A 21,183-nucleotide genomic window follows, 5' to 3' on the forward strand; every position below is an offset into this window, starting at 1 on the left:
TCATCATGAACAGTCAACGCCCCACGACACGCTGGCCCGCACTCGGCGCAACGCTTGCGTGCGCGGCACTCAGCGCCGCACTCTGTGCCTGCGGCGGCGGCTACGGCGGCGGCGTGCGCCCCGAAGGCGGCGGCAACCCGTCGCCGCTGGCCGGGTCGAGCGTCTCGCAGGAGGCGAACCAGCGCGCCGATGCGGCGATGTACCGCCCGGTCACCTACACCAACGGCGACCGCAAGGGGCCGCGCATCATCGTGCTGCCCGGCGAGATCAAGAGCAACAACGCGAGCTTCGTGCAGCATGTGACCGCGAACAACATCGCCGACTTCGGCGAGCTCGAACTGAGCCGCGCCAACTTCACGATCGTCGAGCGCAGCAACCTCGGCCCGCTGCTGCACGAGGCCGAGCTGGCCTACAGCATGGGCGACCCGAACCAGGCGCGGCGCGTGTTCCAGAAGGGCAAGCTGCAGACGACCAAGTGGATCGTCAAGTTCGACGTGCTGAAGGCCGAGCAGGTCGCGACCGGATCGAGCGGCTTCGACGGCGGCGCAGCCGCATCGCTGATCAACATCTTCTCGGGCGGCAGCAAGGCCGGCGCGGCCGGCGCGGTCACCGCCGGCTCGGTGCGCACCGACCAGGCGGTGGGCGTCTGGGTCATCGGCATGCGCTACAAGGTGATCGATGCGAACACGACCGAGCAGGTCGCGAACGGCTACTTCGAGGACAAGATGGAGATGGGCCGCACGTCGACATCGGTCCTCGGCGTCTCGAAGGGCGCGAGCGGTCAGCTGACACTGGATTCGCTGGTGCAGCGCCTGGTGCAGAAGAACGTCGCCGAGATCGACGCGAAGTACAAGTAGGCCGCGCATGAATGCCGATCGTGACCGCACGGGAACCTTGCGCGCCGCCTGCGCACGCTGGCTCGCGCCGCTGCTGCTCGCGAGCTGCGCCGCCGCGGCGCACGCGGCGCCATCCGACAGTGCGCCGCGCGTCGCGCTGGTGATCGGCAACGCCGACTACCGCACGATGCCTCTCACCAACCCGCTCAACGACGCGCGCGCCGTCGCCGAAGCGCTGACCAGGCTCGGCTTCAAGGTGATCCGCGTCGAGAACGCTACGCAGAAGCAGATGTTCGAAGGCGTGCGCCAGTTCGGCGATGCGTTGAAGGGCGGCGTCGGGCTGTTCTACTACGCGGGGCACGGCGTGCAGGTGAAGGGCCGCAACTACCTGCTGCCGGTCGATGCCGCGATCGAGCGCGAAGACGAGGTCGCCTACAAGGCCTTCGATGTCGGGCTCGTGCTCGAGAAGATGGAGGCGGCGAAGAACCCGCTGAACATCGTGATCCTCGATGCCTGCCGCAACAACCCGTTCGCACGCAGCTCGCGCTCGGCCACGACCGGCCTCGCACAGATCGATGCGCCGACCGGATCGATCGTCGCATTCGCGACCGCTCCCGGCGCCGAGGCCGCCGACGGCACCGGCCGCAACGGCCTGTACACGACCTACCTGCTGCAGTACATGGCGACCCCCGGGCTCACGGTCGAAGACGTCTTCAAGCGCACCCGCGTCGCCGTCAAGCAGGGTTCGGGCGGGCGCCAGATTCCGTGGGAGAGCACCTCGCTCGAGGGCGACTTCTACTTCACCGCGCCGAGCGGCGGCGCGGCGACCGTCGCGAGCCCGGTGGCGGTCGAGGCCGAGCTGTGGTCGCTCGTCAGCCGCACCGACAACCCGTCCGCCTACCGCGCCTACCTCGAGAAATACCCGAACGGCCAGTACGCGCGCGAGGCGCGCGGCCGCGCGATGCAGCCGGCCGCGGCGCCTGCAGCGGCAGCGACAACGGTGGCGACCGCGGCGCCGACGGCGCCGCCGCCCTCGCGCTCGTCCGGCGGCTTCTCGTTCTCTGCCGAGGAGGAGAAGATGAACCGCGCGACACCCGAGGGACGCGACGCCGCGTTCCGCGACGCGCTCGCGATCGCCTGCGCGCCGGCGCGCAAGAACGCGCGCGTGCGCATCGACATCGACGAGCCGCGCACACCCGGCTGGCGTGGCGGCTTCGCGCTCGCGCTCGGCGAGCGGCTGCGTCAGGCGGGCCTGCGCGTGTCGAGCGCGGGTCCGGCCGACTACGTGCTGCGCGGCACCGTCAGCTCGCAGGCGAGCGCGAACCGGCTGCTCGCGCTCAACGAGGTCTCGGTGAATGCGGCGATCAGTGTCGCGGCCGCCAACGGGCAGCGGGTCGCGAGCCATGTGTCGCGCGAGGAGTCGTATGCCGGCACCGACCTGAGCGGCGCCTACCTCGACGTGATCGCCGCGCAGACGACCGCGCTGGCGGGCCAGATCTACGGCGACCTGTGCCGGCGCTGATTCCGGCGACGCCACACACCGGGAAACCGCACATGACATCGGCGACGAACACGCTGCGCTGGACCTTCAAGGTGCCGACGCCACTCGGCATCACGCACTCGACCTACGAGCTCACCGATGGCGTGCTGCGCTTCGAGTCGGACGACCCGATGAACGGCAGCGAAGACCTGCGCTGGGACACGATCCAGGGCGGCGCCACCGCGGCGATGGCCGGCATGGGCGGCCGCGGCGCCCCCGACCTGCCGAACTGGGTGCCGGCGCAGCTCGAGTGGCTCGTGCTGTCGCGCACCGAAGGGAGCGGCAAGGCCTTCATGCGCGTGCTGCCGCAGGGCGACGAGCGCGCGGCGATCGTCGCCGCGATGCAGGCGCGTCTCGGCGCGCGATGGATCGGAGAGCGTCTGCCGGTGAAGGATGCGCAACAGCGGCTCGGCATCACCTCGGGCACCTGGACCACGCTGAAGGTCTGGGGCATCGTCGTCGCGGTGCTCGGCCTGCTGGTCCTGCTGATCATGCTGCTGGGCGTGCTGCTGCACCCGGTGTTCCTCGTGCCGGCGAGTACCGCGCTGGGCATCTGGCTGTGCCGCAACGGGCTCGGCGGGCTGCGCGACGCCCTCGCGGTGGCGAACACGCCGACCGCGAAGGTCAGCAGTGCCGCGCTGGGCCTGATCGAGCTCGAGGGCCGGGCGGTCACTGAAGCCCCGGTGCTCGCCGGCATCACCGGCCGGCCCAGCGTGTGGTGGGACATCGCGGTCTACTTCTGGTACGAAGACAGTGACCGCGACGGCTCGTGGAAGCAGGTCGCGGCGCGCCATGGCGGCACGATCGGCATCGTCGTGCTCGAAGACGACACCGGAAGGATTCCGATCTGGCTGCCGGGTGCGCAGATGCTGCTGCAGGGTCGCAGCTGGGATTCGGCCAAGGACACCTTGCCCGCGCCGGGCGCTGCACTGCTCGACGAACTCGGCTTCGCGTGGACCGGCGGTCGGCAGATCCGCGTCACCGAGTCGTGCCTCGAGGCGAACCAGACGCTGTACGTTCTGGGCACGCTCGACGAGCGGCGCAATCTGCCGACCGCCTCGGAGGCCACGCTGCTGGAACGCGCCCTGCTGAGCGTGCGAACGGGCCAGTGGCGGCGCGCGCTGGTCGGCGCGGTGCCGGAGCCGGCACGCATCGTCGTCGCGGTGCTGGTCGCCTACCTCGACATGCTCACGCAGATCGGCAAAGGCGGCGAGCGCGGCGGCGGCGAGCACGACCTGGCGCCGCCACCCGACATCGCGCCGGCCGCGCTGCTGGTCTGGAAAGGCCGACAGGGCCGGCCGTTCCTGGTCTCGAACCAGCCCGAGCGCGACGCGCTGTCCGCATTGCGCCGGCGCTCGTGGCTGTCCTTCGGCATCGGTGCCGGGGTGCTGTGCTTCACGCTCTACCAGCTCGTCGAGCTTGTTTCGGGGAAATGACCATGGCCTGGTTCGCTGTCTTCCTGCTCGTGCTCGTGCTGCTGGGCGTCGCGGTCGCCGCGCAGGCGGTGTCGCTCTACAACGCGCTGGTGCAGGTCAAGCACCAGGTCGACCAGTCGTGGTCGAACATCGACGTGCTGCTCAAGCAGCGGCACGACGAACTGCCGAAGCTGATCGATGCGGTCAAGGGCTACATGACGCACGAGCGTGCGCTGCTCGAGAACGTGACCGCGTTGCGCGTGCGGGCCCAGGCGAGCGACGCCGGCGCGCAGCGCGTCGCGAACGAGGAGGCGCTGTCGCGTGGCGTCTCGCAGCTGCTCGCCGTGGCCGAGAACTACCCGCAGCTGCGCGCCAGCGAGGTCTTCATGGACCTGCAGCAACGCATCTCGGCGCTCGAGGAACAGATCGCGCACCGGCGCGAGTTCTACAACGCGGCCGTCAACATCAACAACGTCCGCATGGAGCAGTTTCCGGACAACCTGCTGACCTCGTTCGCCGGGCTCGTGGCGCGACCGCTGTTCGTGACCGCGGCGGCCGAGCGCGACGACCTGGATGTCGGCGCCCGGCTGCGCTCGTGATCTGACCCGATCAGAACCGGAACGACGCGCCGACGCCCCACTGGAAGTCGGGCGTCTCGCGCGTGAGGCCGCGCGCGAACGACACGTCGAGCTGCAGCGAGTCGTTGACGAGGTAGGTCGCGCCGGCGTCGACGCTGACGAGCGAGCCACCGTTGCGCCTGGCCGCGAACTGCTGGCCGGCCAGCTCGACGAAGGTGTGCCACTCGCGCGTCCACCCCTTGCTGACGGTGACGGCGAACATGCTCGACACGAAGCGCTTGCCGGCGGCGTTGCGATCCAGCACGATGCCCGGCATCACGCCGACGGAGACCTCGTGCGCGAGCTCCCACTCGGCCACGAAGCGCAGCGACGGGCGCACGCCCTGGCCGCGGAATGCCGCGCTGCCGGTGTCGAGATCGGCGTGCACGAGCCAGGCCATGCTCGGCGTGCCCTTGTCCTCGTCGCCGTCCTGCGTGCGCCACTTCAGGCCGAGCGAGACATCGGCCCAGCCCCGCTGCGTGCTGCTCGCGCCGAGCGCCGAGTCGGTGCTGCGCGCCAGGGTCAGCCCGTCGGTCTCGGCGCGGAACTCGAGCGCGTCGTTCAGGCCGATGCGCAGCAGCGTCGGCGTCGTGCGGGTCCGTGTCCTGATGCCGTTGGCAGCCTCGCGCTCCGACTGGAAGCCGGTCTCGATCTGTACGTGGCCCTTGCCGACGACATCGCTGGACTCGACGAAATCGGGGCGGTCGGTGCTGATCGCGTCCGCCTGGGCGGCGAGCGCGAGCACCATGGACGGCAAGGCAAGCGCGACGCGGCGGACGATGTGCAGGCTCATGGACTGACTCCCAACGACGCATCGGCCCGATACGCATTTCGACCGGAAGCCTTGGCTTCGTACAGCAGCTTGTCGGCCCGACTGACCAGGCCGGCCGCGGAGCCCGGCCCGCCTCGGTAGAAGGTCAACCCGATGCTGGTGGTCACGTCGAGCACGTGCTCGTCGAGGTTGAACGGCTGGCTCATCGCCGCGATGATCTTCGCCGCCACGGCCGCGGCCACGTCGGGCCGCGGCAGGCCCTCCATGATCACCGTGAACTCGTCGCCGCCGAGACGCGCGACCGTGTCGGTCGAGCGCAGCGCCTGCGAGAGCCGGCCCGCGAACGCCTTCAGCAGCGCATCGCCGCTCGCGTGCCCCAGCCGGTCGTTGACCTCCTTGAAGCGGTCGATGTCGAGGTACATCAGCGCCATCAGCGCGCCCGTGCTGCGGCAGCGCGCCATCCCTTCGGCGAGGCGCAACTCGAAACCGGCGCGATTGACGACGCCGGTGAGCGTGTCGACGCGCGCCAGCTCGACCAGGCGCCGCTCCTCGACCTTCTGGCGCGTGATGTCGGTGATGACTGCATGGAAGCCGAGCACGGTCGTCGCATCGGCGGCGAACTGCGGGATGTACTGCGCTTCGTAGCAGACGTAGCTGTCGCCGGTCGCCATCTCGCTCTGGAACGTGACCGGCTGCCCCGCGAGAGCGCTGCGGATGTGCGCCTGCGCCGAGGCATAGGCCGCCTCGCCGAGCAGTTCGCGCACGGTGCGCCCCTGGATCGCGTCGCGCGAGATGCCGAAGCCGCGCTCGTACGCGAGGTTGTTGAAGCGATAGCGTTCGTCGGCGTCGATGTAGGCCACGCGCATCGGCAGCGCATCGGCCACTGTGCGCAGGCGCGCCTCGCTCTCCTGCAGCGCGCGCTCGGCATCGCGGTACGGCGTGATGTCGCTGATCAGGGTGTACAGGCCGACGACCTCGCCGCGCTCGTTGCGATCGGGCACCGCGATGACCTGCACGCGGCGGCGCTGGTTTGCACGCCGCATCTCGCGCTCGTAGCTGACCTCCCGGCCCGCCAGCGCGCTCGTCAGGTGCGGCCCGATCTCGGCCCAGGCCGGCTCGCCGTAGAACGCGCGAACGGGCATCCCGATCGGCGGCGCGGCGTCGGCGCCGAACCACTGCGCGTAGGTCTGGTTGACGAAGCGAAAGCGCAGCTCGCGATCGAGGTACGAGATCAGCACCGGCAGATGGTCGGTCACCATGCGCAGCCGGTGCTCGCTGTCGCGCAGCGCGCGTTCGGCGTCTTTCGCGGCCGAGATGTCGCGCATCAGGGCCGAGAAGTATTCGACCTTGCCCTGCTTGTCGCGGTGCGCGATGACCAGGTGGCTGACCGGCACTTCATGATGCTCGGCGTCCCACGCGACCGATTCGCCGACCCAGACGCCACTGGCAACGGCCGCCGGGACGATCTCGAGCCGATGCCGCTCGACCGTCTGCGGCGGGTTCAGATCGGCGACCGTCAGGTGCTCGATCGGCGCATCCGGCGCCAGGCCGATGCGCCAGCGCGCCGCCGGGTTCAGGTAGATCAGGCGGCCCTCGGCATCGGTCTGCACGACGTAGTCCGTCGTCGCGTCGAAGATCGCGCCGAGCGTGCGCAGCGCGCGTTCGGCCGCGGTGCGCTCGGTGATGTCGGAGACGGTCCCGACATGGCCCGCGACGCGACCGGCCACGAACACCGGCCGGCTGCGCACCGACACGAGCACCTCGCTGCCGTCGGCACGCCGCAGCCGGCGCGTGGCGTGCAGCGGTTTGGCCTCGCGCACCACGTGCAGCCACTCGGCGCGCACGCGATCCCGGGTCTCCTCAGGCACCAGCGCGAGCCACCCCTGCGCGGCGTCTTCGCGGCCGAGGCCGTGGATCGCGAGGTAGGCATCGTTGACATAGGTCAGGCGCCCGTCGGCATCGCTGCGGAACAGCCCGAGCGGCGACGCGTCGGTGACCGCGGCCATCTGGTCGCGCTGCTCGCGCAGCTCGGTCATCAGCGCGTCGAACTCGCGCGCGAGGTCGCCACGCTCGTCGTTGGCCGGCGTCCCGAGTTCGAGCGGGCTGTCGGGCGAGCGCCGCAGCGTGCGCATCGCGGTCACCAGCGTTTCGAGCGGGCGGATCAGCCAGGCCGTCGCCGACCAGACCAGCACCGCGCACGCGAGGCCGAGACCGAGCAGCTGGAACCACCCCTTGCGGCGCGCGTTGTCGAGCGGCGCATACGCGGTCGACGCAGGCAGCACGACGCGCAGCTCCCAGTCGGCGCTCGCGATCGACGCGCGCGTGACGACATCGGCCGCGCCGCCCGTCTCGGCAACGTCGAGCATCGACGCCGGCCTCAGCACCAGGTCGGCGTCCGGGTGCATCACGATCACCGGCCTGGGGCCGCGCGTGACGACGATGTAGTGGCTGCCGCGGCCCTGGCTGCGCCGGCTCAGGTCGCCGAGCAGGTTCGCGCGGTCCAGGTCGATGCCGGCCGTGACGACGCCGATGACGCGGCCGTCGTCCGACTTGACCGGCGCGACCATCACCACCGCCGGCCGATTCGTCGTCCGCGCGATCAGCGGTGCCGAGACCGTGGCGATCCCGGCGTCGCGCGCGAGGCGGAAATAGTCGCGGTCGCCGATGTTCAGCGCCTTGTTGTCGTTGGGCGGGTCGCTGACGAGGATCGCGCCATCGAGCGCGCTCAGCGCGGCGCCATCGAACATCGGCCGCAGGCCGGTGTCGGCGAAGAAGCGCTGCTGTGCGATGGGATCGGCGAGGGTGTGCGAATCGGCCCGCCGCGCCGCGCGCGCCACGATGGCCAGGTGCATGCCGAGCTTGTAATCGAGATCGGCCGCGGCGGCGTCGGTCAGCGCCTGCTGCCCATCGCGCAGCAGCGCGAGGTAGTCGGCCGTGATCTGCCGGTACTGCCACCCGCCGGCGACGCCGACGAGGGCGAGCACCAGCGAGGTGGTGAGCAGCGCCGCCTTCGTTCTGAGGGTGAGCCGCAAGTTGGCCTTCCTTTGACAATACAGCTGGAGGGGCTCGTGTGGCTCATGACGCGCCGATCAGCGAAACGTCGGGCAGGCCGGCCCGCGCTGGAGTTTATGCGCAGCGCATCGGTCAAGCGCCGGCACCGGCAGCCTTTTTGCCGCTGCGGCTCGGTGCGCCGAGGCGCTGCGAGACCTGATCGGCCGCGCCTTGCAGCGCCTGCGCGATGACGCCGTCCCAGCGCGTGTCGAAGACGCCTGCGGGGCCGATCGCGGTGATCGACAGCACCATCGCGCCGGTGTGATCGAAGACCGGCGCGGCCATCGCGTTGACGCCGGGCACGACCTCGCCGACCGAGCGCGACAGGCCGTGCGTGCGCACCTCGGCGAGCTGCGCTTCGAAGTCCTTCCAGCTCGGCAGCGGCGGCGCTGCCGGCATGCCGGCGACGGGCGCGTCGGGCTGCGTCTTCTGCCGCTTGCGCTCCGCCTCGAGCCGCTCGCGCGCGAGCGCCGGCGGCTGGAACGCCGCGAACAGGCGGCCCGACGCGGTGTTCGCGAGCGAGAACACCGTACCGTGGCGCATGTTGACGTGCACCGCGGCCGGCGATTCCTCGAGCCGCACGATGGTCGCGCCGCGCGTGCCCCAGACCGCGATCGCGACCGTCTGCCCGATGTGTTGCGCGAGCTCGCCGATCAGCGGGGTCGCGACCTGCACCGGGTTGGCCTGCTGCAGGCTGATCAGCCCGAGCTGCAGGGCCAGCGGGCCGAGGAAGTACGCCCCGTTGCCGTCGTCCTGCGCGATCAGCCCGATGCGCGCGAAGCTCACCAGGTACGGGTGCGCCTTGGCCGGCGCCATGCCGGCCTCGCGCGCCAGGTCTTTCAGCGCCATCGGCCGGCCATGGTGCACGAGCGCCAGCAGCACCTGGCCGCCGACCTCGATGCTCTGGATGCCGCGCTGCGCACGCTCGATCTTGCTGGCCATCGGCGCCTCCGAGAATCAGTTCATCACAAATCGTATTAGACATCATCTAATCGCTGAACTACACTCCAGGCTCGCAGAAAGCGCCCGAACCCGCCGCCCGCACCCGAAATCGAGGAACCCGATGAGCCAACCCAAAGTCTTCGCCAGCCAGGCCGACCTCGAACAGAAGAAGGTCTCGTTCACGCAGCTCTCCGAGCACACCTGGGCCTACACCGCCGAGGGCGATCCGAACACCGGCATCGTGATCGGCGACGACGCGGTGCTGGTCGCCGACACGCAAGCCACCCCCGCGATGGCGGCCGACGTGATCCGCCGCATCCGCGAGGTCACCGACAAGCCGATCAAGTACGTCGTGCTGACCCACTACCACGCGGTGCGCGTGCTCGGCGCCTCGGCCTACCAGCCGCAGCAGATCATCGCGAGCCAGGACACCTACGACCTGATCGTCGAGCGCGGCGAGCAAGACAAGGCGAGCGAGATAGGCCGCTTCCCGCGGCTGTTCAGCAACGTCGAGTCCGTTCCGCCCGGCATGACCTGGCCGACGATGACCTTCACCGGCAAGATGACGCTGTGGCTCGGCAAGCTCGAGGTCCAGCTGCTGCAGCTCGGCCGCGGCCACACCAAGGGCGACACGGTCGTCTGGCTGCCGCAGGAGCGCACGCTGCTCAGCGGCGACCTGGTCGAGTTCGATGCCACGCCGTACGCCGGCGATGCGTACTTCAAGGAATGGCCGAAGACCCTCGAGAACGTCGCCGCGCTGAAGCCGCTGGCGCTCGTGCCCGGCCGCGGGCCCGCGCTCGTCGGCGAAGCGAAGGTGCAGGAAGGGCTGTCGAGCACGGCCGGGTTCATCGCCGACGTGCGCGCGAGCGTGCAGGCCGGCGTCGCCGCGGGCAACGATCTGAACGCGGTCTACAAGGCCAGCATCGCCGCATTGCGGCCCAAGTACGGGCATTGGGTGATCTTCGACCACTGCATGCCGTTCGACGTGACGCGCTGCTACGACGAACTCACCGGCCACGCCGACCCGCGCATCTGGACCGCCCAGCGTGACATCGAGATGTGGCACGCGCTCGAAGGCTGATGCCGTGGCCGCCGAGATCGACTTTCAATCGCTGCGCTTCCCGTACACACGGCACAAAGACCAAACCGCGGAGATCGCGGCACGGCATCCGGTCGTCATCGTCGGCGCGGGGCCGGTCGGGCTGTCGCTCGCGATCGACCTCGCGCAGCGCGGCGTTCACGTGGTGCTGCTCGACAACGACTGCACGCTGTCGACCGGTTCGCGCGCGATCTGCTTCGCGAAGCGCACGCTCGAGATCTTCGACCGGCTCGGCTGCGGCCAGCGCATGGTCGACAAGGGCGTGTCGTGGCAGGTCGGCAAGGTGTTCTTCCGCGACGCGCAGATCTACCAGTTCGACCTGCTGGCCGAGGCCGGCCATGCTCGGCCGGCGTTCATCAACCTGCAGCAGTACTACGTCGAGGGCTATCTCGCGCAGCGCGCGGCCGAGCTGGCGCTGATCGATCTGCGCTGGATGAACAAGGTCGTCGGCATCGAGCCGCAGGCCGATCACGCGCTGCTGACGATCGAGACGCCCGACGGCCCGTACCGTCTGCGCGCCGATCATGTCGTCGCCTGCGACGGCAGCCGCTCGACCTTGCGCGAGCTGACCGGCCAGCCCAGCCAGGGGCAGGTGTTCCGCGACCGCTTCCTGATTGCCGACGTGAAGATGCAGATCGACCTGCCGGCCGAGCGCTGGTTCTGGTTCGATCCCGACTTCCACCCGAAGCAGAGCGTGCTGCTGCACATGCAGCCCGACGGCGTCTGGCGCATCGACTTCCAGCTCGGCTGGGACGCCGACCCCGAGGTCGAGAAGCGGCCCGAGAACATCATCCCGCGCGTGCGCGCGCTGCTCGCGAACTCCGCGATGAAGGACGCGCCGTTCGAGCTCGAATGGGCCAGCGTCTACACCTTCGCGTGCACGCGCATCGAAAGCTTCCGCGCCGGCCGCGTGCTGTTCGCCGGCGACGCGGCGCACGGCGTCTCGCCGTTCGGCGCGCGCGGCGCGAACTCGGGCATCCAGGACGCCGACAACCTCGCGTGGAAACTCGCGCTGGTCGTGAGCGGCCAGGCCGGCGACGCGCTGCTCGACAGCTACGCGCGCGAACGCGAAGACGCCGCCGACGAGAACATCCTGCATTCGACCCGCGCGACCGACTTCATCACGCCGAAGACCGAGATCAGCCGCCTGTTCCGCGACGCGGTGCTCGATCTGGCGCGCGCGCACCCGTTCGCGCGCACGCTCGTCAACAGCGGCCGGTTGTCGGTGCCGGCGACGCTGGCCCGCTCGCCGCTGAACACGCCCGACAGCGCGCACTTCGAGGGCCGGATGCGGCCCGGCGCGGCCGCCGTCGATGCACCGGTCACGCGTTCGGACGATCGCGAGAGCTGGCTGCTGCGCGAACTCGGCGACGACTTCACCGCGCTGATCTACGGCGACGACGGCGACGCCGCCCGAATCGACGCGTTGCTGCAACGCGCGGCGCTCGGGCTCACGGCATTGAAGGTGCTGCACGTGCGACCCTGTTCGGCGGCGGCGCACGCCGAGGCGCCCGACAGCGTCGTCGACCACGACGGCCTGGTCGCCGAACGCTACGACATGCTGCCCGGAACCGTCTACCTGCTGCGACCCGACCAGCACGTCTGCGCACGCTGGCGCCGGCCCTCGGCCGATGCGTTGCACGGCGCGCTGCGGCGCGCGCTGGCGCTGCGCTGAACGGAGGCACCCCCCATGAAGCTGATCACCGACCCGCACCTGGGCGCGCCCGACGATTTCTACGCGGCACTGATCGACGCGCACCGCGATCTCGCGCCGGCCGAGAGCCACGCGCTGAACGCGCGCCTCGTGCTGCTGCTCGCGAACCACATCGGCGCGCTCGATGTGCTGCGTGAGGCACTGGCCGCGGCGCGCGACAGCGCCGCGCCGGCGCGAACCTGACACTGCCCGAAGACCACCATGACCGCCACGCCCTTGAACTACCAGACCGGCTTCGGCAACGAATACGCGAGCGAGGCCGTGCCCGGCGCGTTGCCGCGGGGCCGCAACAGCCCGCAGCGGCCGCCGCTGGCGCTCTACCCCGAGCTGCTCTCGGGCACCGCGTTCACCGCACCGCGCCATCAGAACCGGCGCACCTGGCTGTACCGGCGCCAGCCGTCGGTCGTGTCGGGCCGCTACGAGGCCTACGCGCAGCCCTTGTGGCGCACCGGCGCCGACGCGGGCGCCGCGCTCGCGCCGGAGCCAATGCGCTGGAATCCGATTCCCGTCGGCGCCACCGAGGGCGACTTCGTCGACGGCATCCGCACCTTGTGCGCGAACGGCGACGCCGAGGCGCAGACGGGCATCGCGGCCCACCTGTACCTGGCGAACCGCTCGATGCAGCGGCGCGCCGTCGTCAACGCCGACGGCGAGATGCTGCTGGTGCCGCAGCAGGGCGCGCTGCGCCTCGTCACCGAGATGGGCGTGCTGGAGGTGAAGCCCGGCGAGATCGCGCTGCTGCCGCGCGGCGTTGCGTTCAAGGTCGAGCTGCTCGACGGTGCTTCGCGCGGCTACCTCTGCGAGAACTACGGTGCGCAGTTCCGCCTGCCCGAGCTCGGGCCGATCGGCTCGAACGGCCTGGCGAACGCGCGCGACTTCCAGGCGCCGGTGGCGGCCTTCGAAGACGCCGCGGGCGACTACGAAGTGATCAAGAAGTTCGGCGGCCGCCTGTGGCGCGCGCCGATGAAGCACTCGCCGTTCAACGTCGTCGCGTGGCACGGCAACCTCGCGCCGGTGAAGTACGACACCGCGAATTTCATGACGATCGGCTCGATCAGCTTCGATCACCCCGACCCGTCGATCTTCACGGTGCTGACCTCGCCGAGCGACACGCCGGGCACCGCGAACTGCGACTTCGTGATCTTCCCGCCGCGCTGGCTGGTGATGGAAGACACCTTCCGCCCGCCCTGGTACCACCGCAACCTGATGTCGGAGTTCATGGGCCTGGTCTACGGCGCCTACGACGCCAAGCCCGAAGGCTTCAAGCCCGGCGGCGCGAGCCTGCACAACTGCATGGTGCCGCACGGGCCCGACGAAGAGGCCTTCGGGCGCGCGAGCCAGGCGGCGCTGTCGCCGCAGAAGCTCGACCACACGCTGGCCTTCATGTTCGAGAGCCGCTACCGGTTCATCCCGACCGAGTTCGCGCTGCAGAGCCCGCAACTCGACAAGCACTACGCCGACTGCTGGGCCGGCCTGCAGGATCGCTTCGCACCATGATGCTCGACGCCACGCACGACCCGCAACGGCGCAGCTGGGTCGCCTCGGCGAACGCGGCCACGGCCGACTTCCCGATCCAGAACCTGCCGTATGGGCGCTTTCGCCACGCCGGCAGCGAGGCGCCGTGGCGCATCGGCGTCGCGATCGGCGATCAGGTGCTGGACCTGAAGCTCGCGCTCGACGCAGGCCCATGGAGCGCGCCGATCGGCGGCCTGCTCGCGCCGCTCGCGGCCGGCGATCTGAACACCTTGATGGCGCAGCCCGCGGCCTCGCGCGGTGCGCTGCGCGAGGCGCTGTCGGCGGCCCTCGCCGAAGGCAGTACCCGGCAAGCCGCGTTGCAGACCGCGCTGCTGCCGCAGCTTGAGGCCGAGATGAGCGTGCCCTGCGCGATCGGCGACTACACCGACTTCTACACCAGCGTGCACCACGCGACGACGATCGGCAAGCTGTTCCGCCCCGACAACCCGCTGCTGCCGAACTACAAGTGGGTGCCGATCGGCTACCACGGCCGCGCCTCGTCGATCGGCGTCAGCGGCCAGCGCTTCAGGCGGCCGCGCGGCCAGATCAAGGGCGCCGCCGATGCGCCGGTTTTCGGCGCGAGCCAGCGCATCGACTACGAGGTCGAGCTCGGCGCGTTCATCGGTCCGGGCAACGCGCTCGGCGAGCCGATCGGGATCGATGCCGCCGAGACGCATCTGTTCGGCGTGTGCCTGCTGAACGACTGGTCGGCGCGCGACATCCAGCCCTGGGAGTACCAGCCGCTCGGGCCGTTCCTGTCGAAGAACTTCGCGACGACGCTGTCGCCGTGGGTCGTCACGATGGAGGCGCTCGCGCCGTACCGCCGCGCCTTCACACGGCCCGACGGCGACCCGCAGCCCTTGCCGTACCTCGACTCGGTCGCGAACCGCGCGCACGGCGCGCTCGACATCACGCTCGAAGCCTGGCTGCAGACCGCGCGAATGCGCGAGGCCGGCGAGCCTGCGCTGCGGCTGTCGCGAACCAACGCGGCCGACAGCGCCTACTGGACGCTCGCGCAACTCGTCACGCACCACACCGTGACCGGCTGCAACCTGCGCAGCGGCGACCTGCTCGGCACCGGCACGCTGTCGGGTCCGCAGGCGGATCAGGCCGGCTCGCTGATGGAGCTCTCGCTCGGCGGCAGGCAGGCGTTTCCGCTGCCGAACGGCGAGGAACGCAGCTTCATGCAGGACGGCGACACGATCGTCCTGCGCGGCTGGTGCGAGCGCCCGGGGCTGCCGCGCATCGGCCTCGGCGAAGTCAGCGGAACCCTGCTCAGCGCGACAGCGCCAGCTTGACGCCGAAGCCGATCAGGAACACGCCGGCAAGCTTCTGCAAGGTGCTCGACACCTTCGGGTTCGCGCGCAGCCGCTCGGCCAGGCGGTGCGTCAGCAGCACGACGACCAGGCCGTAGAGGAAGGTCAGCACCGCGATCGTCGCGGCCATCACGCCGAAGGTCAGCAAGCCCTGGTGCCGCGCCGGGTCGACGAACAGCGGGAAGAAGGCCATGTAGAACACGATCGCCTTCGGGTTCAGCAAGGTGATGAACAGTGCCTGCCGGAAATAGTGGTGCGGCTTGATCTCGAGCACCGGCTTCGCGCCGGCCTTCGCCAGGATCATGCGCAGACCCAGCCAGGCGAGGTAAGCGGCGCCGAGCCACTGCACCGCGTGGAACGCCGGCGGGTAGGCGCTGAGCAGCGCCGCGACGCCGGCGACCGCCAGCCACATCAGCACCTGGTCGCCGGCGATCACGCCGAAGGTGCAGGCGAAGCCGCCGCGCAGCCCGCCCTTGCCGGTCGACGTGATCAACGCGAGATTGCCGGGCCCCGGGATCATCAGGAACACGATCACGGCGACGACGAACGAGGGGTAGTCAGCGATGCCGAACATGGGAGGCTCCACAGGCGAAACACGAGGCGGGCACGCATCGTACGCCCGCCGCGCTGCACGATAGGGCTGCACGGTAAAATCGTGCCCTTCCCACTTCGACAGCCACTGGATGAACACCATGTACCGCTGTGCGCTGGCCGCGATCGTCGCGGTCGGTCTGAATGCCCCGGTCGCGGCGCAGGTGCGCTCCTTTCCGCAGAACACCTTGCGCGCCGCGGCGGTCTTCGGCGCCTACCCGAACCTGACGCTGAACGGCAAGGCGGTCACGCTCAGCCCCGGTTCGCGCGTGCGCGACCAGCAGGGCAGGATCGTGATGGCGGCCTCGCTGGCCGGCCAGAAGTGGCTCGTGCACTACACGGTCGACCTCGGCGGCGCCCAGCTGCGCGACGTGTGGATCCTGACCGCCGACGAGGCCGCGATCCGACCCTGGCCGACGACGCTCGAAGAAGCCCAGACCTGGTCCTTCGATACCTCGACGATGGGCTGGGTCAAGCCATGAGCCTCGCCCGGCCGCCCGAAGGGGCTCATTCCCGCTTGGCGGGACCGGCCGCAGGCCGTAGGGTGCACCAATGAGTGCCGATAGCAAGAAGGTCTTCATCAAGACTTTCGGCTGCCAGATGAACGAGTACGACTCGGGCAAGATGGCCGACGTGCTCCACGCCGCGCAGGGCTACGAGCCGACGACGAACGTCGACGAGGCCGACCTGATCCTGTTCAACACCTGCTCGGTGCGCGAAAAGGCGCAGGAGAAGGTCTTCAGCGACCTCGGCCGCGTCAAGCACCTGAAGGGCAAGGGCGTGCTGATCGGTGTGGGCGGCTGCGTCGCGAGCCAGGAAGGTGCGGCGATCCTCGAGCGCGCGCCGTATGTCGACCTCGTGTTCGGCCCGCAGACCCTGCACCGCCTGCCCGAGATGCTGACCCAGCGCGAACGGCAGATGCGCCCGCAGGTCGACATCAGCTTCCCCGAGATCGAGAAGTTCGACCACCTGCCGCCGGCGCGCGTCGAGGGCGCGACCGCGTTCGTCTCGATCATGGAAGGCTGCTCGAAGTACTGCAGCTATTGCGTCGTGCCGTACACGCGCGGCGAAGAGGTCTCGCGCCCGTTCGACGATGTGCTGGTCGAGGTCGCCGGCCTGGCGGACCAGGGCGTCAAGGAAGTGACGCTGCTGGGGCAGAACGTGAATGCGTATCGCGGCAAGATGGGCGCCAGCGCCGAACTCGCCGATTTCGCGCTGCTGCTCGAATACGTCGCCGAGATCCCGGGCATCGCACGCATCCGCTACACGACCAGCCACCCGAACGAGTTCACGCAACGCCTGATCGACGCCTACGCGAAGCTGCCGCAGCTCGTGAACCACCTGCACCTGCCGGTCCAGCACGGCAGCGACCGCATCCTGATGGCGATGAAGCGCGGCTACACCGCGATGGAATACAAGAGCACGGTGCGCAAGCTGCGCGCGGTGCGGCCCGGCATCTCGATGTCGAGCGATTTCATCGTCGGCTTTCCGGGCGAGACCGAGGCCGATTTCGAGCAGATGATGAAGCTGATCGACGACGTCGGCTTCGACGACAGCTTCAGCTTCGTCTACAGCCCGCGCCCGGGCACGCCGGCGGCGAACCTGACCGATGCGACGCCGCAGGCCGATAAGCTCAAGCGCCTGCACCGGCTGCAGCAGGCGATCACCGACAGCGCGCGGCGCATCAGCGCGTCGCGCCTGGGCACGGTGCAGCGGCTGCTGGTCGAGGGGCCGTCACGCAAGGATCCGAACGAGCTGAGCGGCCGCACCGAGTGCAACCGCATGGTGAGTTTCCAGGGCGGGCCGAATTCGGCGCGGCTGATCGGCCAGATGCTCGACGTGACGATCACCGAGGTCAACGCGCACTCGTTGCGCGGCGAAGTTGTGCAGCGCGAGGCCGAAGCGATCGCGCCGTGATGCCGTTCAGCGCCTGAGCGGGCCGAAGCCGACCCACCACAGCGTCAGCGCGCACACGCCGACCATCGCCGCATACGTCGCGATCTTGCCGTCGTGACCGAAGATCACCAGCCCGGCGATCAGCACCACCGCGCAGCCGGCCGTCGCCGACAGCGCGAGACGCTTCCAGCCGACGCTCTTCAGCTCGCGCCGCCACAGCAGCTTGGCGAACCCGGCGGCCATCAGCCCGACGCCGAGCGCGGGCGCGAAGAAGTTCAGCAGGTGCCAGAGGGCGGCGGTGGGGCCCAATCGGATGTCTTTCGTGAGGCGCGGGGCACGGCGCGGGTCGCGGGCCAAGGGCTCTGATGCGCATCAAGCGCCGCCCGGCGCGGCCGATTTTATAATCTGAACCATGAGCGTCTTCGCCCTCGGCCTGAACCACACCACCGCGCCCGTCGATCTGCGCGGCCGGTTCGCGTTCTCGCCGGAGCAACTGGCGCCGACGCTGCAGGCGTTTCGCCAGCGCCTGCAGCGTGTCAGCGAGGTCGCGATCGTCTCGACCTGCAACCGGACCGAGCTGTATGTCGGCGCGCAAGCCGGGCTCGTGAGCCCGGCGGTCGACTGGCTGGCCGGCGTCGGCGGCGTCTCCAGCCACGTGCTGCGCGAGCATGCCTATGTGCTCGAGGGCGGTGCCGCGGCGCGGCACGCGTTCCGCGTCGCCAGCGGCCTCGATTCGATGGTGCTGGGCGAACCGCAGATCCTCGGCCAGCTGAAGCAGGCGGTGCGCGAGGCCGAGACGGCCGGCACCCTGGGCGGCTCGCTGCACCAGATGTTCCAGCGCTCGTTCGCGGTCGCGAAGGAAGTGCGCAGCGCGACCGAGATCGGCGCGCATTCGATCAGCATGGCCGCCGCCGCCGTGCGGCTCGCGTCGCAGCTGTTCGAAGACCTGCGCGAGAACAAGGTGCTGTTCGTCGGCGCCGGCGAGATGATCGAGCTGGTCGCGACGCATTTCGCGGCGCGCAACCCGCGCGCGATGGCGGTCGCGAACCGCACACTGGAGCGCGGCGAGCGCCTGGCCGGCCGCTTCGGCGCCGAGGCCATGCGCCTGGCCGACCTGCCCGCTCGGCTGGCCGAATTCGACACCGTGATCTCGTGCACCGCGAGCAGCCTGCCGATCATCGGGCTGGGCGCGGTCGAGCGTGCGTTGAAGCAGCGCAAGCACCGGCCGATGTTCATGGTCGACCTCGCGGTGCCGCGCGACATCGAACCCGAGGTCGCGCGCCTGTCCGACGTGTATCTCTACACCGTCGACGACCTGTCGACGCTGGTGCAGACCGCCGGCGAGAAGCGCCAGGCCGCCGTCGAGCAGGCCGAGGCGATCATCGAGACCGGCGTCCAGAGCTTCGTGCACTGGCTCGACCAGCGCGGCTCGGTGCCGCTGATCCAGGCGCTGCATTCGCAGGCCGACGACTGGCGCGCGACCGAGATCGCACGCGCGCGCAAGCTGCTCGCAAAGGGCGAGGACATCGACGCCGTGCTCGAAGCGCTGTCGCGCGGGCTGACGCAGAAGATGCTGCACGGCACGCTGGCCGAGCTGCACGCGGCCGACGGCGAGCACCGTGCGCAGCTCGCGCAGACCGTGTCGCGTCTGTTCCTGCGGCAGAGCACGCGGGCGGCGCTGGCCGACGACCCGCTCGAGCCGCCGCTCGCCCTTCCGCTCGGTCGCCCGCTCGATCGCCACTAGCGACACGCGACCCTCCGCCATTCGCGGAGCCGTCGTGCGTGGTCGCCACGCGTGCCGCTCCGTGGCCTTCTCCACCCTTCCGGCCGCTGCATGAAAGACTCCCTCCGCCAGCAATTCGAGCGCCTCGCGCTGCGTGGCTCCGAGCTCGACGCGCTGCTCGCCGATCCGAGCGTCGCGCGCGACATGAAGCGCTACCGCGAGCTCTCGCGCGAGCACGCCGAGGTGGCCGGGCTGGTCGGCCGTTTCCGGCGTTTCGAGCAGCGCGAGCGCGATCTGGCCGACGCGCAGCAGATGCTGGCCGAATCCGAACATGCACCCGACATGGCCGAGCTGGCGCAGCAGGAGATCGCCGAGGCGCACGCCGATATCGAGCGCCTGCAGCTCGAACTGCAGACCGCGCTGCTGCCGCGCGACCCCGACGACGCGCGCAACGCCTTCGTCGAAATTCGCGCCGGCACCGGCGGCGACGAATCGGCACTGTTCGCCGCCGACCTCGCGCGCATGTACCTGCGCCACTGTGAACGCCGCGGCTGGCGCAGCGAACTGCTGAGCGAGAGCGTCAGCGACCTCGGCGGCTACAAGGAAGTGGTGCTCCGGATCGAGGGCGACGACGTGTACGCGCGGCTCAAGTTCGAGTCTGGCGGCCACCGCGTGCAGCGCGTGCCGGTGACCGAAACGCAGGGCCGCATTCACACCAGCGCCTGCACGGTCGCGGTGCTGCCCGAGCCCGACGAGGCCGAGGAGCTGACGTTGAACCCGGCCGACCTGCGCATCGACACCTTCCGCGCCAGCGGCGCCGGCGGCCAGCACGTCAACAAGACCGACAGCGCGATCCGCATCACGCACCTGCCGACCGGCATCGTGGCCGAGTGCCAGGACGACCGCTCGCAGCACCGCAACAAGGCCAAGGCACTCGCGGTGCTGACCGCGCGGCTGCGCGACAAGGAGCGCAACGAGCGTGCGGCGAAGGAGGCAGCGACGCGCAAGGGCCTGATCGGCAGCGGCGATCGCAGCGACCGGATCCGCACCTACAACTTTCCGCAAGGGCGCCTGACCGATCACCGCATCAACCTGACGCTGTACAAGCTGCAGCTGATCCTCGACGGCGACCTCGACGACGTGACCGAAGCGCTGCAGGCGGCGCAGGCCGCCGAGCAGCTGGCGGCGCTCGAGAGCGGCGAGGCATGAGCGGTCCGGCGACGATCGCGGCGCTGCTCGTCGAGGCCAAGGCCGCCGGCGTCGACCGTCTCGATGCACAGTGGCTGCTTTGCCACGTGCTCGCGCGCCCGCGCAGCTGGCTGGCGGCGCACGACGATGCGCCCCTCGACGCGGCGCAGCTCGGCGTGCTGCGCGCGCTGTTCGCGCGCCATGCGGCCGGCGAGCCGCTCGCGCACCTGGTCGGCGAGGCGGAGTTCCACGGGCTCGTGCTGCAGGTCGACGCGAACGTGCTGGTGCCGCGGCCGGACACCGAAGTGCTGGTCAACTGGGCGATCGAACTGCTGTCGGCAGCCCCGGTGGGCCTGCGCCGCCGCGTCGTCGACCTCGGCACCGGCAGCGGCGCGATCGCACTCGCTGTCAAGCACGCGTGCCCGGCTGCCGACGTGCTCGCGACCGACATCAGCGCCGCCGCGCTCGGCGTCGCGCGCGCGAACGCGGCGCGCCTCGGCCTGGAGATCGCGCTGCTGCAAGGCGCCTGGTGGAGCCCGCTCGAAGGCCGCCGCTTCGATCTCGCGCTGAGCAACCCGCCCTACATCGCCGGCAGCGATCCGCACCTCGCCGCCTTGCGGCACGAGCCGACCCTCGCGCTGACCCCCGGCGGCGACGGCCTCGACGCCTTGCGCGCGATCGTCGCCGGCGCGCCGGCGCGGCTCGAACCCGGCGGCCGGCTGTTGCTGGAGCACGGTTACGACCAGGCCGATGCGGTGCAGGCGCTGTTGCGCGAACACGGCTTCAGCGCCATCGTCACGCGGCAGGATCTGGGCGGCCGGCCGCGTTGCACCGGTGGCCGGCGAGGCCCGTGACCCAGGTCACGGCGGCCACCCGGATCGGGGAGTCGGCTTGGCGTCAAACGCAACACGAATCGTCCCCAACGGCGTAGCATGAACTCGCGCGGCGGCAACGCTGCCGTGCTGCCG

General features: G+C 70.3%; 19 protein-coding genes. 14 read left to right on the forward strand and 5 right to left on the reverse strand.

All coding sequences use genetic code 11. The features are described 5' to 3' along the window. Nucleotides 1-5: 5 nt before the first annotated feature. Genes AC1DTW_RS23150 through AC1DTW_RS23165 form a run of 4 tightly spaced genes read left to right on the forward strand, consistent with a single transcriptional unit; the run spans nt 6 to nt 4,390 of the window. Nucleotides 6-857: a hypothetical protein gene (locus AC1DTW_RS23150; protein ID WP_477983752.1), complete on the forward strand. Its 852-nt coding sequence runs from the start codon at nt 6-8 to the stop codon at nt 855-857. A gap of 7 nt (nt 858-864) precedes the next feature. Beyond that, complete coding sequence (locus tag AC1DTW_RS23155) at nt 865-2,358, forward strand: caspase family protein (protein ID WP_477983753.1); 1,494 nt, start codon at nt 865-867, stop codon at nt 2,356-2,358. A 32-nt stretch (nt 2,359-2,390) separates the two neighbouring features. Further along, on the forward strand, nt 2,391-3,812 hold the full coding sequence (locus tag AC1DTW_RS23160; RefSeq protein WP_477983754.1) for a hypothetical protein: 1,422 nt from the start codon (nt 2,391-2,393) through the stop codon (nt 3,810-3,812). A 2-nt stretch (nt 3,813-3,814) separates the two neighbouring features. Further along, nucleotides 3,815-4,390, forward strand: a complete 576-nt coding sequence (locus AC1DTW_RS23165; protein WP_477983755.1) for a LemA family protein — start codon at nt 3,815-3,817, stop codon at nt 4,388-4,390. A 10-nt stretch (nt 4,391-4,400) separates the two neighbouring features. Here the strand turns inward: AC1DTW_RS23165 and AC1DTW_RS23170 are convergent, their stop codons facing one another. From AC1DTW_RS23170 to AC1DTW_RS23180, 3 genes are all read right to left on the reverse strand, one after another. After that, on the reverse strand, nt 4,401-5,201 hold the full coding sequence (locus AC1DTW_RS23170) for a transporter (protein ID WP_477983756.1): 801 nt from the start codon (nt 5,199-5,201) through the stop codon (nt 4,401-4,403). After that, nucleotides 5,198-8,212, reverse strand: a complete 3,015-nt coding sequence (locus AC1DTW_RS23175) for a PAS domain-containing protein (protein ID WP_477983757.1) — start codon at nt 8,210-8,212, stop codon at nt 5,198-5,200. Before AC1DTW_RS23175 ends, AC1DTW_RS23170 begins: the two co-directional genes overlap by 4 nt. 112 nt (nt 8,213-8,324) lie before the next feature. Continuing rightward, the gene (locus tag AC1DTW_RS23180; protein ID WP_477983758.1) at nt 8,325-9,173 is read right to left on the reverse strand and encodes an IclR family transcriptional regulator; all 849 of its coding nucleotides are present in this window, start codon (nt 9,171-9,173) and stop codon (nt 8,325-8,327) included. 121 nt (nt 9,174-9,294) lie between these two features. Between AC1DTW_RS23180 and AC1DTW_RS23185 the strand changes: the two genes are divergently transcribed. Genes AC1DTW_RS23185 through fahA form a run of 5 tightly spaced genes read left to right on the forward strand, consistent with a single transcriptional unit; the run spans nt 9,295 to nt 14,799 of the window. After that, the gene (locus tag AC1DTW_RS23185) at nt 9,295-10,254 is read left to right on the forward strand and encodes an MBL fold metallo-hydrolase (RefSeq protein WP_477983759.1); all 960 of its coding nucleotides are present in this window, start codon (nt 9,295-9,297) and stop codon (nt 10,252-10,254) included. Nucleotides 10,255-10,258: 4 nt separating this feature from the next. Continuing rightward, a complete protein-coding gene (locus tag AC1DTW_RS23190) occupies nt 10,259-11,947 on the forward strand; it encodes an FAD-dependent oxidoreductase (protein ID WP_477983760.1) in 1,689 nt (562 codons plus the stop codon). A gap of 15 nt (nt 11,948-11,962) precedes the next feature. Beyond that, on the forward strand, nt 11,963-12,169 hold the full coding sequence (locus AC1DTW_RS23195; protein WP_477983761.1) for a DUF2783 domain-containing protein: 207 nt from the start codon (nt 11,963-11,965) through the stop codon (nt 12,167-12,169). Nucleotides 12,170-12,187: 18 nt separating this feature from the next. Then, the gene (gene hmgA / locus AC1DTW_RS23200) at nt 12,188-13,483 is read left to right on the forward strand and encodes a homogentisate 1,2-dioxygenase (protein WP_477983762.1); all 1,296 of its coding nucleotides are present in this window, start codon (nt 12,188-12,190) and stop codon (nt 13,481-13,483) included. After that, nucleotides 13,480-14,799 carry a fumarylacetoacetase gene (gene fahA, locus AC1DTW_RS23205; RefSeq protein ID WP_477983763.1) on the forward strand — a complete coding sequence of 440 codons (1,320 nt, stop codon included), beginning with the start codon at nt 13,480-13,482 and terminating at the stop codon, nt 14,797-14,799. Before hmgA ends, fahA begins: the two co-directional genes overlap by 4 nt. Here the strand turns inward: fahA and leuE are convergent. After that, nucleotides 14,777-15,391 (reverse strand): leucine efflux protein LeuE, encoded by a 615-nt coding sequence (gene leuE / locus AC1DTW_RS23210; RefSeq protein WP_477983764.1) that lies wholly within the window; start codon nt 15,389-15,391, stop codon nt 14,777-14,779. The genes fahA and leuE overlap by 23 nt on opposite strands. A gap of 118 nt (nt 15,392-15,509) precedes the next feature. Between leuE and AC1DTW_RS23215 the strand changes: the two genes are divergently transcribed. Both AC1DTW_RS23215 and miaB read left to right on the forward strand, forming a co-directional pair. Next, nucleotides 15,510-15,890, forward strand: a complete 381-nt coding sequence (locus AC1DTW_RS23215; RefSeq protein ID WP_477983765.1) for a hypothetical protein — start codon at nt 15,510-15,512, stop codon at nt 15,888-15,890. 70 nt (nt 15,891-15,960) lie between these two features. Beyond that, nucleotides 15,961-17,325: a tRNA (N6-isopentenyl adenosine(37)-C2)-methylthiotransferase MiaB gene (gene miaB, locus AC1DTW_RS23220; protein ID WP_477983766.1), complete on the forward strand. Its 1,365-nt coding sequence runs from the start codon at nt 15,961-15,963 to the stop codon at nt 17,323-17,325. Nucleotides 17,326-17,331: 6 nt separating this feature from the next. Here the strand turns inward: miaB and AC1DTW_RS23225 are convergent, their stop codons facing one another. After that, nucleotides 17,332-17,613 carry a hypothetical protein gene (locus AC1DTW_RS23225; protein ID WP_477983767.1) on the reverse strand — a complete coding sequence of 94 codons (282 nt, stop codon included), beginning with the start codon at nt 17,611-17,613 and terminating at the stop codon, nt 17,332-17,334. Between the two features lie 103 nt (nt 17,614-17,716). Here AC1DTW_RS23225 and hemA point away from each other — a divergent pair, with 103 nt between their 5' ends. The 3 genes from hemA to prmC all read left to right on the forward strand — a co-directional run bounded on the left by hemA (nt 17,717) and on the right by prmC (nt 21,069). Beyond that, nucleotides 17,717-19,048, forward strand: coding sequence for a glutamyl-tRNA reductase (gene hemA, locus AC1DTW_RS23230; protein ID WP_477983768.1), 1,332 nt, complete (start codon nt 17,717-17,719; stop codon nt 19,046-19,048). A 90-nt stretch (nt 19,049-19,138) separates the two neighbouring features. Next, nucleotides 19,139-20,236, forward strand: a complete 1,098-nt coding sequence (gene prfA, locus AC1DTW_RS23235) for a peptide chain release factor 1 (RefSeq protein ID WP_477983769.1) — start codon at nt 19,139-19,141, stop codon at nt 20,234-20,236. Continuing rightward, on the forward strand, nt 20,233-21,069 hold the full coding sequence (gene prmC / locus AC1DTW_RS23240) for a peptide chain release factor N(5)-glutamine methyltransferase (RefSeq protein WP_477983770.1): 837 nt from the start codon (nt 20,233-20,235) through the stop codon (nt 21,067-21,069). Before prfA ends, prmC begins: the two co-directional genes overlap by 4 nt. The last annotated feature ends 114 nt before the right edge of the window (nt 21,070-21,183 follow it).

This window comes from Rhizobacter sp. P5_A1, assembly GCF_056400745.1.